This window comes from Ruegeria sp. BH6 (genome assembly GCF_056538105.1).
The window spans coordinates 247,507-262,346 of sequence record NZ_JBQFSR010000001.1 but is presented as its reverse complement, the minus strand read 5'-3'; the positions used below and the strand labels follow the sequence as shown (position 1 = coordinate 262,346).

The 14,840-nt window shown below is 57.8% G+C and carries 18 protein-coding genes and 1 tRNA gene; 8 read left to right on the top strand and 11 right to left on the bottom strand.

Going from position 1 to position 14,840, the window contains the following annotated elements; genetic code table 11:
- Positions 1–237: 237 nt before the first annotated feature.
- From ACR0B8_RS01325 to ACR0B8_RS01310, 4 genes are all read left to right on the top strand, one after another.
- A complete protein-coding gene (locus ACR0B8_RS01325) occupies positions 238–2,280 on the top strand; it encodes a fused MFS/spermidine synthase (protein WP_226688716.1) in 2,043 nt (680 codons plus the stop codon).
- Positions 2,281–2,379: 99 nt separating this feature from the next.
- A complete protein-coding gene (hisF, locus tag ACR0B8_RS01320) occupies positions 2,380–3,141 on the top strand; it encodes an imidazole glycerol phosphate synthase subunit HisF (RefSeq protein ID WP_117872606.1) in 762 nt (253 codons plus the stop codon).
- Positions 3,138–3,455 (top strand): phosphoribosyl-ATP diphosphatase, encoded by a 318-nt coding sequence (locus ACR0B8_RS01315; protein WP_170360315.1) that lies wholly within the window; start codon positions 3,138–3,140, stop codon positions 3,453–3,455. The genes hisF and ACR0B8_RS01315 overlap by 4 nt, the downstream gene beginning before the upstream one ends.
- A 73-nt stretch (positions 3,456–3,528) precedes the next feature.
- Complete coding sequence (locus ACR0B8_RS01310) at positions 3,529–4,095, top strand: hypothetical protein (RefSeq protein ID WP_170348011.1); 567 nt, start codon at positions 3,529–3,531, stop codon at positions 4,093–4,095.
- Here ACR0B8_RS01310 and ACR0B8_RS01305 read toward each other — a convergent pair.
- From ACR0B8_RS01305 to rlmB, 4 genes are all read right to left on the bottom strand, one after another.
- The gene (locus ACR0B8_RS01305) at positions 4,092–4,562 is read right to left on the bottom strand and encodes a CoA-binding protein (protein WP_170360316.1); all 471 of its coding nucleotides are present in this window, start codon (positions 4,560–4,562) and stop codon (positions 4,092–4,094) included. The genes ACR0B8_RS01310 and ACR0B8_RS01305 overlap by 4 nt on opposite strands.
- A gap of 198 nt (positions 4,563–4,760) precedes the next feature.
- Positions 4,761–5,213, bottom strand: a complete 453-nt coding sequence (locus tag ACR0B8_RS01300) for a YHS domain-containing (seleno)protein (protein WP_170360318.1) — start codon at positions 5,211–5,213, stop codon at positions 4,761–4,763.
- A gap of 106 nt (positions 5,214–5,319) precedes the next feature.
- Positions 5,320–5,634, bottom strand: a complete 315-nt coding sequence (locus tag ACR0B8_RS01295; RefSeq protein ID WP_174821702.1) for a hypothetical protein — start codon at positions 5,632–5,634, stop codon at positions 5,320–5,322.
- Positions 5,615–6,388, bottom strand: coding sequence for a 23S rRNA (guanosine(2251)-2'-O)-methyltransferase RlmB (rlmB, locus tag ACR0B8_RS01290; protein WP_170395618.1), 774 nt, complete (start codon positions 6,386–6,388; stop codon positions 5,615–5,617). The genes ACR0B8_RS01295 and rlmB overlap by 20 nt, the downstream gene beginning before the upstream one ends.
- A 116-nt stretch (positions 6,389–6,504) precedes the next feature.
- Here rlmB and ACR0B8_RS01285 point away from each other — a divergent pair.
- A tRNA-Tyr gene (locus ACR0B8_RS01285) sits at positions 6,505–6,588 on the top strand.
- A 34-nt stretch (positions 6,589–6,622) separates the two neighbouring features.
- Here ACR0B8_RS01285 and ACR0B8_RS01280 read toward each other — a convergent pair.
- The 4 genes from ACR0B8_RS01280 to ACR0B8_RS01265 all read right to left on the bottom strand — a co-directional run bounded on the left by ACR0B8_RS01280 (position 6,623) and on the right by ACR0B8_RS01265 (position 10,332).
- Complete coding sequence (locus ACR0B8_RS01280; protein ID WP_170395616.1) at positions 6,623–7,741, bottom strand: alanine racemase; 1,119 nt, start codon at positions 7,739–7,741, stop codon at positions 6,623–6,625.
- Positions 7,738–8,985: a D-arabinono-1,4-lactone oxidase gene (locus ACR0B8_RS01275; protein ID WP_480657905.1), complete on the bottom strand. Its 1,248-nt coding sequence runs from the start codon at positions 8,983–8,985 to the stop codon at positions 7,738–7,740. The genes ACR0B8_RS01280 and ACR0B8_RS01275 overlap by 4 nt, the downstream gene beginning before the upstream one ends.
- A gap of 87 nt (positions 8,986–9,072) precedes the next feature.
- Positions 9,073–9,594, bottom strand: a complete 522-nt coding sequence (locus ACR0B8_RS01270; protein WP_226688719.1) for a DUF2478 domain-containing protein — start codon at positions 9,592–9,594, stop codon at positions 9,073–9,075.
- A 72-nt stretch (positions 9,595–9,666) separates the two neighbouring features.
- The gene (locus ACR0B8_RS01265; RefSeq protein ID WP_170360324.1) at positions 9,667–10,332 is read right to left on the bottom strand and encodes an NnrU family protein; all 666 of its coding nucleotides are present in this window, start codon (positions 10,330–10,332) and stop codon (positions 9,667–9,669) included.
- A 168-nt stretch (positions 10,333–10,500) separates the two neighbouring features.
- Here ACR0B8_RS01265 and ACR0B8_RS01260 point away from each other — a divergent pair, with 168 nt between their 5' ends.
- Both ACR0B8_RS01260 and ACR0B8_RS01255 read left to right on the top strand, forming a co-directional pair.
- Positions 10,501–11,163, top strand: a complete 663-nt coding sequence (locus ACR0B8_RS01260; RefSeq protein WP_170360326.1) for a DNA-3-methyladenine glycosylase I — start codon at positions 10,501–10,503, stop codon at positions 11,161–11,163.
- A 40-nt stretch (positions 11,164–11,203) separates the two neighbouring features.
- Entirely contained in the window at positions 11,204–11,890 is a 687-nt protein-coding gene (locus ACR0B8_RS01255; protein ID WP_170360328.1) for a hypothetical protein, read from the top strand.
- Between the two features lie 3 nt (positions 11,891–11,893).
- Here ACR0B8_RS01255 and ACR0B8_RS01250 read toward each other — a convergent pair whose 3' ends face one another.
- Positions 11,894–12,298, bottom strand: coding sequence for a c-type cytochrome (locus tag ACR0B8_RS01250; protein ID WP_170360330.1), 405 nt, complete (start codon positions 12,296–12,298; stop codon positions 11,894–11,896).
- 92 nt (positions 12,299–12,390) lie between these two features.
- On the opposite strand from ACR0B8_RS01250, the gene ACR0B8_RS01245 reads away from it, so the two are divergent.
- Positions 12,391–12,828: a DMT family transporter gene (locus ACR0B8_RS01245; protein WP_170360332.1), complete on the top strand. Its 438-nt coding sequence runs from the start codon at positions 12,391–12,393 to the stop codon at positions 12,826–12,828.
- Here the strand turns inward: ACR0B8_RS01245 and ACR0B8_RS01240 are convergent.
- Positions 12,812–13,498, bottom strand: coding sequence for an ABC transporter ATP-binding protein (locus ACR0B8_RS01240; RefSeq protein WP_480657909.1), 687 nt, complete (start codon positions 13,496–13,498; stop codon positions 12,812–12,814). The two genes, ACR0B8_RS01245 and ACR0B8_RS01240, sit on opposite strands and share 17 nt — an antisense overlap.
- The gene (locus ACR0B8_RS01235; protein ID WP_170360336.1) at positions 13,491–14,786 is read right to left on the bottom strand and encodes a lipoprotein-releasing ABC transporter permease subunit; all 1,296 of its coding nucleotides are present in this window, start codon (positions 14,784–14,786) and stop codon (positions 13,491–13,493) included. The genes ACR0B8_RS01240 and ACR0B8_RS01235 overlap by 8 nt, the downstream gene beginning before the upstream one ends.
- Positions 14,787–14,840: the final 54 nt, after the last annotated feature.

Here is a 14,840-nt window from a genome sequence, read left to right as displayed (position 1 = left end):
AGCCGCAAAATAGTCTTATTCCGTCGCTAGGGCTGAACCGCAATCTAATGCCGGAGTTTCACTGTGTCCGTTTCAAACGTATCTCAACCGACTGAAAATTGGCGCTATTATGCTCCGGTCATCAGTTTTTGCGCGACAATTTTTGTCAGCGCCAGCCTTCTGTTTTTTGTTCAACCACTTTTCGCAAAACTCGTCTTGCCCAAAATCGGCGGTGCACCGGCGGTTTGGACAACAGCTATGCTGTTTTTCCAACTTATGTTGATCATGGGATACCTGTACGCCCATATCCTGACCCGGTGGTTTAGCCTGCGTTGGCAACTTGTTACACATCTGGCCCTTTGGCTGATCGCCCTCAGCTTTTTGCCCTTGGCCACGCAAGAAGGCTGGAGATTTGATTCTTCGCAATCTATTGCCCTTCAAACGCTGATTCTGTTTGCGGCAGGGGTCGGCGTTCCATTTGCAGTGCTGTCCGCAAATGCCCCGCTTCTTCAGGCCTGGTATTCGCGCTCTGGCGGTCCATCGGCCAACGATCCATATTTTCTGTACGCAGCCAGCAATGTTGGATCGCTGCTGGCCCTGTTGGCGTTCCCACTGATGGCCGATCCTTTCTTTGGTGCGCAAGACATCAGCCTGTTCTGGTCCGTCGGATTTGTCGTGTTTGGTATACTTATGGCCGTCAGTGGTATGTTTGCCCTTCGTGGTGGAACCGAACCTGTCGCCGTACATGAACCGCAAACGACAGGCAGCGCCCTGAGCATCAAGACAATTTCCACTTGGGTGTTCATTGCATTCATTCCGTCATCCCTGATGCTGGCCACAACAACCAAGCTCAGCATCGATCTTGGTGCCATCCCGCTAATCTGGGTTCTGCCACTGGCGACATATATCCTGACCTTCATTCTCGCTTTTACCAAATGGCGTCGCGTCACCCTGGATAGTCTGAAAGTTCCGGTTTTGATTGCGCTGGCAATCGCCGTGGTCCTGCTGTCCAAGGTTGCACCAACGCACAAGGCCTTGGCGCTGATGATGCTGTATATTCCGATCCTCTTTCTGGTCGCCCTGTTTGCGCATAGGCTTCTGTATGAACTTCGGCCACCAGCCGAGCATCTGACTGTCTTCTATCTGGCGCTTTCGGTTGGAGGGGCTTGTGGAGGCCTGTTCAACTCGATCATTGCGCCGGTCTTCTTTGACCGCGAGATCGAATTCGCCCTGACACTCATTGCGACCGGTGGACTGTTTCTGCTGCACGCAGGTACTTTCAGTATCCGTCACGTTGCCATTGGAATCATTGCGTCGATTCCGCTGTTGTTCGTGACAGGCGCACTGCGCTTCAGCCTCGTGTTCGACTCTCGCACACTTGGTATCTTGGTGGCGTCCTCACTTGTTGCCGCAGTGCTACTGGCCTTTAGAAATGCCCCGACCCGATTGGCGACAGTTCTGCTGATCGTTTTGGCACCGAACCTGATCTCGAAGACTCAGGTCTATTTCCGCGATCGCAGCTTTTTCGGAACCCACGCCGTCTATGATTTCAAAGAGTTCCGGGTCTACAAGAACGGAACCACCGTACACGGCTGGCAAAGGCAAACACCGCCTAGTACGCGGCCGGTCGGGTCCTCGTATTATCATCCGAACGGGCCAATGGCCGAAATCCTGACATCGGAATACGGTCAGAACTCGGACAATATCGCAATTGTCGGCCTTGGGACCGGTGCGTTGGCTTGCTATGGGCAACCGCATCAGACGTGGGATTTCTTTGAGATCGACCAAACCGTTGATCGCATTGCACGCGACCCTGAACTATTCACGTATATGTCCACATGTGCACCGGACACGACCACCCATCTGGGCGACGCCCGGATCGTTCTGGAATATCAAAAGTTCGACTTTGATATCATGGTGCTGGACGCCTACAGTTCAGACGCGATACCGCTCCACCTGATCACGCAGGAGGCAATCGAGGTCTATCTGAACCATCTGGATCAGGATGGCACGTTGGTCTTCCATATCTCGAACCAGTATTACGATCTTTCACCGCAACTGGCGCGAGCCGCAGCAACGCTGAACCTGCACGCAGCACTTCAAATGGACGATGCCACCGAGGAAGAAGAAAAAACCGGCGCGTCTGACACGCATGTCGTCATCCTGAGCCGAGACAAAAATCGCATCGAATCGTTCATCGATACCGGCAAGTGGGAGCCTTTGGTCACCGACGGTCAGGTTCCGTGGACGGATGACAAGGCGAACCTTCTGTCGGCCCTCAAGATACTGCACACAAACTGATTGCACATAACGCAACCTGTGCCCCGCCACAGTCAGGCTGTTCAGCACTGGCATCGGCGGGGCTTTGTAGGTAGAGGTGCGGCAACAAAGGATGCCGACATGCTGAAAACCCGCATCATTCCCTGTCTGGATGTCGCTGATGGCCGTGTGGTCAAGGGCGTGAATTTCGTTGGCCTGCGTGATGCTGGTGACCCGGTTGAATCGGCCAAGGCCTACGACGCCGCCGGCGCAGATGAGATCTGCTTTCTGGACATCCACGCCACCCATGAAAACCGCGGTACAATGTTTGACGTGGTACAACGCACCGCCGAGCAGTGCTTTGTGCCCCTCACCGTGGGTGGCGGTGTGCGTACTAAAGATGACGTGCGCGCTCTGTTGCTGGCTGGTGCGGACAAGGTCAGTTTCAACTCGGCCGCCGTGGCAAACCCCGATGTGATTGCGGAATCGGCTGATCAGTTCGGCAGCCAGTGCATTGTCTGTGCCATCGACGCCAAGACCGTCAGCCCCGGCAAGTGGGAGATTTTCACCCACGGCGGCCGCAAACCCACCGGCATTGACGCGGTGGAATTCGCCAAAACCGTCGTCGCCAAAGGTGCCGGGGAAATCCTGCTGACGTCAATGGACCGCGACGGCACCAAGGCCGGGTTCAACCTGCCCCTGACCCGCGCCATTTCCGACGCGGTGGACGTACCAGTGATCGCTTCGGGCGGGGTTGGAAACCTTGACCACCTGGTCGAAGGTGTGACCGAAGGCGGGGCCAGCGCAGTTCTTGCCGCCTCGATCTTTCATTTCGGCGAATACACTATCCGCGAGGCTAAGGAACACATGGCCGCTGCAGGTATTCCGATGAGGCTAACATGAGCATTCTGCACGACCTGGCCGCCACCATTGAGGCCCGTAAAGGAGCTGATCCTGACTCCAGTTGGACCGCCAAGCTACTGGCAAAAGGGCCCGAGAAATGCGCCGAAAAATTCGGCGAAGAGGCCGTCGAAGCCATTATCGAGGCCGTCAAGGACAACAAGGCCGCGCTTACGGCAGAGGCGGCGGATGTGCTCTATCATCTGCTTGTCATGCTGGCTGCGCGGGATGTGGCACTGGATGATGTGCTGGCGGAATTGGAACGTCGTCAGGGCACCAGCGGCATCGCCGAAAAATCCGCGCGCCCCAAGGGGTAATCGGCAGGGTTTCGTCATACCGCTCAACCCTTTATCATCGTGTTTCATGCTTTGCAGATCGAAGGGCACGCAGATGATCAAAGCTTTGGCCTTGGTGCTGGCCCTTCTGACGTTGGGGGCATGCGCGTCCCCTCCCCCTTCGACCGGAGATGAAGTTCAACGGCTGGCCAGCGAAATACGCAGCCTCGGCCCCGATATCGACCCGGAAGAGGCTGACCGCGCCGCGCGTATTGCCTATTCCTATACGGCGCAATTGGTGCAGGAATACGAAATCACCGACCCTCCGTTGATCCACAACGCCAAGGTCAACAAGGGTCTGCGCCCGCGCGGGCTGTGCTGGCATTGGGCCGAAGATATCGAGCGCCGCCTGAAGCAGGAAAACTTCCAGACGCTTGACCTGCACCGCGCCATCGCCAACGCCGACAACCCGTTCAGAATCGATCACAGCACGGCTATCATCAGCCGCAGAGGGGAAACGATGTATGACGGTGTGGTGTTGGATCCGTGGCGCTATGGCGGAGTGCTGTTTTGGTCGCCGCTGATCGAAGACACAAAATACGAATGGGTGCCACGCGACGTCGTTTTGGAGAAGCGCCGCGTGGAACAATACGGCGATCTCTTGCCCTATACCGGCGGCTAGATTTTGGACGAGATGACACCAGTGGCAAATCCGCCCATGCGCAACTCACCAAACAGGCGCTGATATTCGATCTTGGGGCAACGGTTCATCACCACATCCACCCCGCGCGCCTGCGCTTTGGCGGCGGCATCGGCGTTTTCAACTCCGATCTGCATCCAGACGGTGCGCAGGTTCGGGAAGGCATCCAATGCCTCATCCACAATCGGTGGCACAGCTTCCGACCGGCGGAAAATATCGACCATATCCACGGGCTCAGAAATCTCGGATAGCGAAGCCCTGACGGTCTGACCAAATAGCGCCTTGCCTGCGTGGCCCGGATTGACCGGAATGACAGTAAAACCCTTCAACGACAGATATCGCGCCACGTAATAGCTGGGGCGTACGGGGTTCATTGAAACGCCTACAACGGCGACCACCTTGGTGCGCTGCAGAACCTCTTTCAGGTGCTTATCGGAATAGTCGGCCATCTGCGCACCCTATGCCGTCCTTACCGAAGAAAAAAGCGCCCAGGTCGAACCTGAGCGCCAGTTGTTGGAACGAGGGACAGTGAAATGACCCGCGGCAGTTCCGTTCCGCGGTCACTGTGACATTTAGGCATAAGTTGAGAGAAAAAAAGAGGGGATGCGCATTTTTGTGATGACAGATCACGAAAAGCGGAAACCCGCCTATTGCTCGTAAAGAATTACAGGCCAATGCGCTTCGGCCATACGGATATATTCCGTCCTGGCTTCACGCCACATTGCTTCGATTTCGGGTGAGTGGGTCAGATACAGCCGACCGTCCACTACCTGCCATGCCTTGGGATCGGTGCTAACAAGCGATCCATGCGCCATGGCGTAGGCGCAATATCCACCGAATTGAGGGGCAAAGGCACGTGGATCACGTTCAAACGCGTCACGGTTCTCAGCGGTTGCAAAGTGCCATTGGGCCCCTTTCCAGACGACGGCGTATTTCGGCTGACCATGAACCGGAGCATCGCCATTGAAATACGACACCACGTCATACCCGGACATCGCGGTGCCATCGGTCACGTAGAAGACAGGTATCTCCTGCGCTGTTGCGGCAGGAGTGATCAAAGCGGCGGCAATCGCGCCCAGAAGAAAACGTCGGGTCAACATCACAGAAATCGGAACAAGGTCATCAGGGTCTCAAGATGCAAGTTTTATGACCAAGTGACACCCCACTTAACGGGCTTGTGATCACCTGTGTCGCCCAGGCGCCACATCAATCAAAGATGTCTTCGATGACATCCCATGCCTCATCCAACACGCGTGAGAAGACACTCTTTTTCTTTTTCTGCTTCTTTTTCTTGTGGCTTACAGTCGGCTTTGCCGCACCACGCTTTGATTGGCTTTCGGACAATTTACGCTTGGGCATCATCTTGAGGTTATGCAATGGCGCCCCGCAGCTGGAACAGCTCAGCTCATGACGGTCCTGACCTTTCAGAACCAGCGCAGCGCGGGTCCCGCAATAACAACAGGTGGCGATTTTGGACGGGCTGGGAATGGCGCTCTCCTGTCTATCTGTGCCTTGAGGCATATAGGGCAATTGCGGCAGCATTTGAGACGTTAAGTGACCCAAACCCGCCCGCTGCGTCGATTTTCACCAGTTGATCAACTGTTTCTTTGGTTTTTTGCCGCAAGCCCGGCCCCTCGGCCCCCAATACCAACGCAACCGGCTGATCAAGTTTGCCACCCAACGCTGTCTCGATGGTCTCTTCGGCCTCTCCATCCAAACCCAGCACCAGAAAGCCCATATTCTGAAGCTCGACGATGGAGTCGGCCAGATTGCGGACCCGCAAATACGGCTGGCGTTCCAATGCGCCGCTAGCGGTTTTGGCCAGCGCCCCGGTTTCCGGCGCCGAATGGTGCCGCGTGCCGATCACCGCACTGGCCCCCAAAACCTCGGCTGAGCGCAGAATCGCCCCGACGTTATGCGGGTCGGTCACCCGGTCCAGCAGAATCACGCGAGGATGTTCGCGCCCGATGCAATTCTCGGCCAGCCCACCCCAATCCAGCGGTTTAACCTCAAGCGCTGCGCCTTGATGGACAGACCCCGGATCAATCGGCGCGGTGAATTTGCGCGGATCGACCATTTCGGCCTCAATCCCTGCAAAATCAATGGCCTCTGTCAGCTTGTCCTGCGCATTTCGCGTCACGATCAAACGCAGTTTTTGCCGCTTCGGATTCATCAACGCATCGCGTACAGCGTGAAGGCCAAACAGCCAGACAGTTTCGGACGCAGCCGCTTTACGGGCTTGTTCTTTCTCAACGACCCACTTGGGTTTCTTCATTTCTTGGGCCTCCGGGCCGGGAAATCGGTTTCCTGCGTCAAAGCGGTATTTTCCTGTTGACGCTCCTTTAAGGCGCTAGTAATCACGCCTCCACGTCAGGTGCAACGCCTGACAGTGGGCGACAGGCCGCAAGGTGTGGCAGGGGACTGTAACTCCCTCGCGGAGACGCACGCCTGGTTCGATTCCAGGGTCGCCCACCATCTTCTTCTGATGGTGACAAAGTGCAAGGGGCCGTTAATTCGGCAGGCATTCCCATTCGTCCACTACCTGACCACCCCTAACCGCCAATACGATCCCGAACTGGTTCAGCACAGCCTCGCTCTGGCTTGGGTGTAGCAGGGCGATGTCGCCGGGTTTGACGGGCGCATCAGGTGGGCCTGCCCAGACCTCCTGATTGGTTGAACGTCCGAAAATGGAGGAATAGCCAAAGCCGTTGGGAAATACCGGTTTAGCGCGGAAATACCCCCCGAAAATCGCAAGATCGGTTTTGCGCCGGGCCAGAAAATCCAATCCCGGCAGCGAATTACCGGGCATGGTTTTCAAAACCGGAGTCGCGATGAACGCTGCGGGTTGAAATCCCTGTGTCGTTTTGTGGTCGAAATCTGTGGGTTTCACGAGGACCGACCCAAAAGCGATCTCGGTGGTCTTACCTGTTGTGCGGTAGGACTGAAAAGTCAGACTGCCACCCGTGTTCAGGCACAGCCCCTTGGCCTCATTCGGCAGGCTGGAAACGGCGTGATCGAACGCATCCGCGCTGGCCCGAAAGGCACGCTTGCCCAAGAAATGCGGCAGTTTGGCCAGATGCGCCTCGTACCCCATAACACCGGACAACCGCGCATTAGGGTTTGTCGCAATTTCTTGCGCAATGCCCGCAACTTGATCTGGTTGAAAGCCACCGCGATGCAGGCCGATATCAACCTCAAGCGACAGACGCAGGGCTAGCTGACGATCCGCTGCAAGGGCCAGATAGGATTGCAACCGATCCGACGAGTCGATCAGCCATTGAACCCGCGCAGCAGCGTCTGGACATTCGCTCAGAACCCGCGCAGCTGACCGGACCGGCAACGGTTTGCCGATCAAATGGTCGGCTTTAGGCTCGGCCTTCAAAAGCGCCAGCAGCATGGGCTCGGAAAACGTCATCAGGCCCGAGGTCTGGATCAGGCCCCGAACATGATCCAGCAGCGGCAAACAAGGCAGGGATTTGGCGACCAATCGACGGTCCAACCCATCATCCGACCTGTCCACCGCCAAGGCACAATTTGCATCGAGCCTGTCCAGATCAACCACCGCGACCGGCTTGTCCACGCCATACGCTCGCAGCGTTTCAGAGAGGGATTGCAGATAGTTCGTCATGGTCGAAACAGCCTGGCAAGCGCGGGCATTAGGAACTTGTCCGACGGGTCCAATTGTTCCCGCAGCGCGCAGAAACGGTCGAAATCAGGATACATGGTGGATAGTTCTGTGAAGCCCAAGCTGTGCATTTTGCCCCAATGCGGTCGTCCGCCCGCTTCGACAAATAATGGCTCAATCGCGTCAAAGTATCGCCGGTGATCCTCGTCCGCATCTGTGTGGATTGCTATTGAAATGCGCGGCCCGCCCTGAAATGGGGATAGGCAGGCCGAGTCGCCCGCAGTTTGGCGGACTTCAATTGGAAAATAGATATCCTTGTGGTCGCGATGCAGCCGGGTAATGACCTCTTGCAGAACATCTTGGGCGACGTCAGGCGGCAGGTGGTATTCCATTTCCTTGAACCGAATATGCCTGTCACTGCACAGTACCCGCCAGCTTTCGCCCACATAATCTTCGTCCGATTGCGCCATGGTCAGTAGTCGCAACAGCAAATCGCGTAGCCCACTGCTGAGCCGACCAACATTGCGCGCCAGCTTCAGCACTTTGACGGCAATCATGTCCAGATCACGTGGTGCCCTGCTTTCGGCTGCGTCTGAAATTTCATGGCGCAGCTCGACGGCCTTACCGGTGAAAGGGATATAGAAGAACTCGAAATTTCGGTTCTGGACCCAGTTCTGGTGCATGTTGGCGATGCAGTCCTGCAGATCAGCCAATCGTACCCTTCGGCGCAGGTTGTATTTCGGCACGACCGAGACTTGGGCCTCGGTCAAAATGCCCAACATGCCCAAAGTGACTTGCGCCATCTCAAGCGGAATGTCGTCGGTTGTCAGAATATCCCCACCCGCGCTGACCAGTTTTGCGGCGGTGATTTCCGCTGCCAGACAGGGCAGCGAGCGTCCGGTGCCGTGTGTGGCGGTTGATACTGCACCGGCCAAAGACTGTGTGTTGATGTCACCGAGATTGCGAAAGGCCATCCCCTGCCCCGCCAAGGCCGGAGACAAGTCGCGCAGCCGGGCATTTGCGTTCACCCAAACCTTGTCTTCCCCGACTTCTCCGACCACTGGCAAGTCGATATCCGACAAGTCCAGTATCCGATCCCCACCGGCAACAATGGGTGTGAACGAATGACCGGCCCCAACGACCCGCAGCGTGCCTGACTGCGCCACGGCTTGCTGCAACTCGGAAATCGAGGTTGAGCGTTTGATCGGCGTCTGCGTACGCTGGTTTCCGGCCCAGTTGGTCCACATGTGCAATATCCTCCGAAATCGAAGATTGCAGCACAGGTGGAACGAAACAAGTCAGGATTACAGAGGTTTACCCAACGAGAGGTTAACTCAGGCCGCAGCCGCGCGTTGCGCGTTGACCCGGTCGAACCAAGCAGAGATGGCTTCGAGGTTCGGCTCCAGCTGCTCGGCCGCGCCGCCGGTGAACTCTTGAAACTTTTCCTTGTTCAAACCGTTCACGCCGACCAGCACGGGGATATCCAGTGTCAACGCTTCGGCGATCACCGGGCGAAAACCGCGCCCGTCAGCCTCATGCTTGCCGAACTTGTTGATGATCAGCAACTGCGGCGCATCCTCAAGCGAGTTGGTGACACACCCCACAGCCCGCTCCAACGCAGCCGGGTCCAGCCGACAACCGCGCGAATGCTCGCCCAGAGATTGCGAGATGCGGATGGTCTCGCCATCTGGCAGCACACGGACATCCATGTCGCATTTGCTGCTGTCGGCGCATTCGGTGTTAGTTTGAACCACGCCGACCAGACGGGCATCGTTGGCCAGAAGATGTTCGGCAACGGCGCTCAGCAGGCGGTCGGTCGCGCCGCGATCGGTGGTGGTAACATAGGCCAGATACATTGAAAGACCCTCATAGTCCTAAAGTGTGACTTTCCAGATAGCACGCATGACCCTGTCCGGCCACTCCTTGCGTTATGGCAGGGGCGAAAGGCCGATCACAGGCGGGTGCAGGTGAAGCAGAACCACAAATGCGGCCAAGGAAATCAGCGCGATCCCCAAGCCAGGCCAGGGTTGCGGCGCGCGCAGGGAAAACCGCGCCGTATTGCGGGATAGGCGTACCCATTCGATCCCCATATCGCGCGCCTTGCGCTGATCGATCAGCGCCATGCCCCACGCCGCAAAACCTGCAAAAAGACCAAATAAGATGACATGCGACAGGCTGCCATTCGCCAGAAGATGCGCCAAGGCCCACAGCATCATGGCAGCAAGAAGCGGGTGACGCGTGGTGCGCAGGATACCGGGGTTTTCGGGGTCGAACCGACGGTGACCCAGGCCGCCAAAAGAAAACGGATTTTGGATTGTCAAACCTGCCACCGCCAACCAGCACACCACAGGCATGGTCAACAGCGGCACCCAACGCAGGATGGGAAGCGGTGGAATTACTTCAACATAGGGCGCTTGCGCTGCGGCGACGATCAGCCAGCCCAAAACTAGCAGGGACAACGCGGAATACGCCGTAAAATACCCCCTGCGTCCCATCACGTCGATCAACCGCCCGCGCACGACGGGTCGGGCGGGGATGGCGTGGGTCAGCAGAAAGGTGATCAGTGCGGCAAGGAAAAGGGCCCAACCCAGCATGGTATTCTCCGTTAATGTTGGCCCCTATTTAGGTCCGTGACGCGGCATGATCCTTGTCCGAAATCAAGTCGGGTGCGGCGCATGGGCTTTCCGCGCATGTTCTGGGCATATTGTTTCAACGCTTGCAACCCGACAATGAACAGGCAACCCTGCCTGCGGAGGACACCGATGCACCATTTCGATGAGATCTACACCATGGCTGCCAATCGCCACGGTGGACCCGACGCGTTGCGGGCCAAGCTGAGCAAACCTAAAAGCGTGGCTGAGTTGACCGCCCTGCCCGATGATCGCTGGCTGTCGATCATCACGAAATGCGTCTTTCAGGCCGGGTTCAACTGGAAGGTTATCGAAAACAAATGGGTTGGGTTTGAAGCTGCCTTTGATGGTTTTGACGTCGGTCGCTGTGCCTTTATGGATGATGAGAAGTTCGACGCCCTGCTGCAAGACACCCGCATTGTCCGCAACGGCACCAAGATCGCCACGGTCCGCGACAACGCCGCGTTTCTGTTGGAACTGCGTCAGGAAGGTGGCGTGGGAAAGGTGCTGGGCGGCTGGCCCTCGTCTGATTACGTCGGCTTGCTGGCGATGCTAGGCAAGCGCGGGTCGCGTCTGGGTGGGGCCTCGGCGCAATACGCCATGCGATTTGCCGGGCGCGACAGTTTCATCCTGTCGCGGGATGTCACCGCCCGATTGATTGCTGAAGGCGTGATCGACAAAGCGCCAAGCTCCAAGAAGGCGATGGCTGCCGTTCAAGACGCATTCAACACCTGGATGGACCAATCCGGGCGGTCGTTGACGGAAATCAGCCGGGTTTTGGCGATGAGCCTGTAAAACCGGTTGCAGTGCGGGTGCTTCACACTAGGCTCACTTCATGACCTGCCGCATTTTGATGATGGTTCTCCTTCTGCTTGCATCCTGCGGTCGCCCGCTGACCGAGCAGGAACGTGCTTTTGCCACCGCTGTTCAGGGCGAGTCGCTGAATCTGGATCGGGTGCGCCTGGTCGAGGGGGCTCCGGTCGCGCCAATCACGTTTTACCGCAAGGAACGGCCCCGCCTGGCCTGCCGTGAACGCATATTGCCAGCCCCGACCGAAGGGGTCGTCACAGCAAAGCCCGCCGCCGTGGCCCTGTTCAACAAGGTCTATTTCACGCGTGAGTGGTATCTTGAGGACTATATGTCCGACTTCCCCGAGCAGATGAACCTAATCGCCGGAATGCTGCTGGCGCATGAGCTGACACATGTGTGGCAATGGCAGAACCGGAAAACCACAGGCTATCACCCTTTGCGTGCAGCGGCCGAGCATGGTGGCAACAAGGACCCCTATCTGTTTGATATCGAAACCTCGTCCGACTTCCTATCCTACGGGTTTGAACAACAAGGCGCGATTGTCGAGGAGTATGTCTGCTGCCGGGCGCTGGACCCTCAAGCCCCCCGCACCCAACGCTTGCACGACATGCTGGGCGCGCATTTCGACATTTCACCCCTGCCGACCCAACCGCGTGAGCGTGACATCGTGATACCGTGGAGCGAGGCAAAGATCGAAGGTATTTGCCGTTAGACGTTACCCGCCCTGTAATGTTTCAAGATAGGCGATCAAATCCACGATCGGCTGGCTGGTCAGAATCGGCTGCCCCTCGGGTGTTTTCATCGAGGTATCCTGACCGTCGAAGTATGGCCCATAAACTGGCATCGGGCTACCGTGGCTGACCAGTGGATCGCGCCCGTCAATCCGCGCAACAACGCGCGCAGTTGGGAAAACACCGTCTTCTTCGGCCAGCTTAGTCAGATCAACCGGCTGAATGACCAATATCCCAGCCATCGGTCCATGCCCGGTCGCATCGATACCGTGGCAGGTTGCACAATAGTGCTGATACAGTTCGGCCCCGGTATCCACGTCTTGCGCCGCGACCTGCGCAGCGGTCACAAGCACTCCGAACGAAACGGCAGTCATTAGGGGTCTGGGCATCGCATCCTCCTGTCAAGATTGACATATACAGGCTTGCCCGAGGGCCGGCTTGGCGCAATGATCCAGATCAACGAAGCAGATGGGTACGGGCAATGACACAATATGCAGTTATCATGCTGGCCGCTGGGATTGGCGTTCCAATCCTTGCCGCTCTGAACGCGGCGCTTGGAAAGCTGATCGGATCACCGACCACCGCCGCCGTCATCCTGTTCGCCATCGCGTTCGCAGCATCCGCGCTGGTGATGGTTCTTTTTACCGGCACGGGCGCGCTGCCCAAAGTCACGCAGGCCCCGAAACACCTGCTATTGGCCGGTGTCCTGATCGCCTTTTACGTCCTATCCATCACCCATGTCGCACCGCATTTCGGTGTCGGTAATGCGGTGTTCTTCGTTTTACTCGGGCAACTGATCAGTACGGCAGCCATCGACCACTTCGGACTTTTCGGCGCGCAAGTCACGCCACTGACATGGATACGCGCAGGTGGGATCGCCGTGATGGCCGCGGGCGTTGCGATCACTCAACTGGCCTGAGTACACCGCCCTCCAACCGCAGCTTGCGGTCCATCCGCGCGGCAAGTTCCATGTTATGCGTGGCGATGAGTGCCGACAGCCCCTCGTCCCGCACCAGTGCCATCAGCGCGTCAAACACCTGATCCGAGGTTTCGGGATCCAGATTTCCTGTCGGCTCATCCGCCAGCAGAACGCGCGGCTTGTTGGCCAGCGCCCGGCAAAAAGCAACCCGCTGTTGTTCTCCACCTGACAGCGCCGCCGGGCGGTGATCAGCGCGCGGTGCCACGCCAACGCGGTCCAGCAAAGACTTCGCCCGCGCCTGTGCCGCCGCCTCGGACACCCCGTTGGCCAGTTGCGGCAAAGTGATATTCTCCAGCGCCGTGAATTCGGGCAGCAGATGGTGGAACTGATAGACGAACCCCACGTCCTGACGCCGCAAAGCGGTGCGGGTCCGGTCGCCCTTACCTTTGACATTCTGACCCGCAATCTCGACCGAGCCGTCATCCGGCGTGTCCAGCAAACCGGCCATGTGCAAAAGGGTCGACTTGCCCGCGCCGGATGGTGCAACCAGCGCCACCGCTTCGCCCGCGTGCAGTTCCAGATCGGCCCCACGCAGCACCTGAACCTCGCCCGGTGTGCCCTTCAGATAGGTCTTGGTCAGACCGCTCAATCGCAATGTCACATCATTCATAGCGCAGCGCCTCAACCGGATTCAGCCGCGCCGCGCGGCGGGCGGGGAAATAGGTGACGAAAAAGGACAGGCCCAGCGACAAGCCGATTGCCTTCAACACGTCCGACAGGTGCAGTTCGGCGGGCAGGGTATAGATGCCGCGAATGGAAGGGTCCCAGACGCCGCCACCCATGACGTAGTTCACGAACGAAAAGATCGGGTCGATATAAATCGCGAACAAGCAACCCAGAACAACACCCATCACGGTGCCTATGATGCCGGTGAATGCACCGCAGATGAAGAACACCCGCAGTACGGACCCCTCGCTCAGACCGATGGTGCGCAGGATGCCGATATCGCGCCCCTTGTTCTTCACCAGCATGATTAACCCCGAGACGATATTCATCGCCGCAATCAACACGAGGATCGACAGGATGATAAACATCACGTTGTCCTCGACCTCTAACGCGCGCAGGAACCCGCCCGAGGCGTCCTGCCAGGTCCAGATCTGACTTCGTTCGCCGGCGGCCTCAAGAATAGGGATCAGGATCGGTGTCAGTTCTTCAGGGCGGTCAACCATCACCTCGATCTCATCCGCAACGCCCTCGCGGTTGAAAAAGCCCTGCGCCTGTTCGAACGGCATATAAACGCGGGTGCGGTCGATATCATAGCGCCCGGCCGAGAAGACATAGACCACCCGATAGGCATTCACACGAGGTGAGGTACCAAAGGCCGTCTTCACCCCGTTAGGGGACGTCAGTTTGACCGTATCCCCCACAGTTGCCCCAATACTGCGCGCCACGCCCGAACCGATGGCGATAACGTCCTCTCCATTCTGGAATTCGGAAAGATCCCCAACCGCCTGTTCGCTTTCGGCGACGCCGGGCAAGTCCAGCAGGTCGTCAGGCTGAATGCCAAAGACCTCAACCCCGCTGCTGCGCTCGCGATTGGTAATCAGCACCTGCCCTTTGACCAAGGGCGCGGCGCGTTCAACGCCGGGCACCTGCGCAACGCGCTCAGCCACTCCGTCATAATCCGCGATGGTGCGGTCCAGGTTACCCTGCGCATCGAAATTACCCGCCGAGTAGACAGTGACATGCGCATTGGCCCCCAGAATGGTACCCACGAACTCGGATCGGAAGCCGGACCGAACGGCCAGCGTCGCGATCAGGGCAAACACCGCCAGTGTAATTCCGATCAGTGAAATCCAGGTCATCACGCTGACACCGCCCTCGGCACGGCGTGCGCGCAGGTATCGCCAGGCGATCTTCCATTCGAATGGGGCAAAGGGCGGGGGCGTCTTGGCCATGTCTGCTCCGGGGCTTTTTGGTTTGCGCGACCCTTTCGGCATTTGCCGGGATGG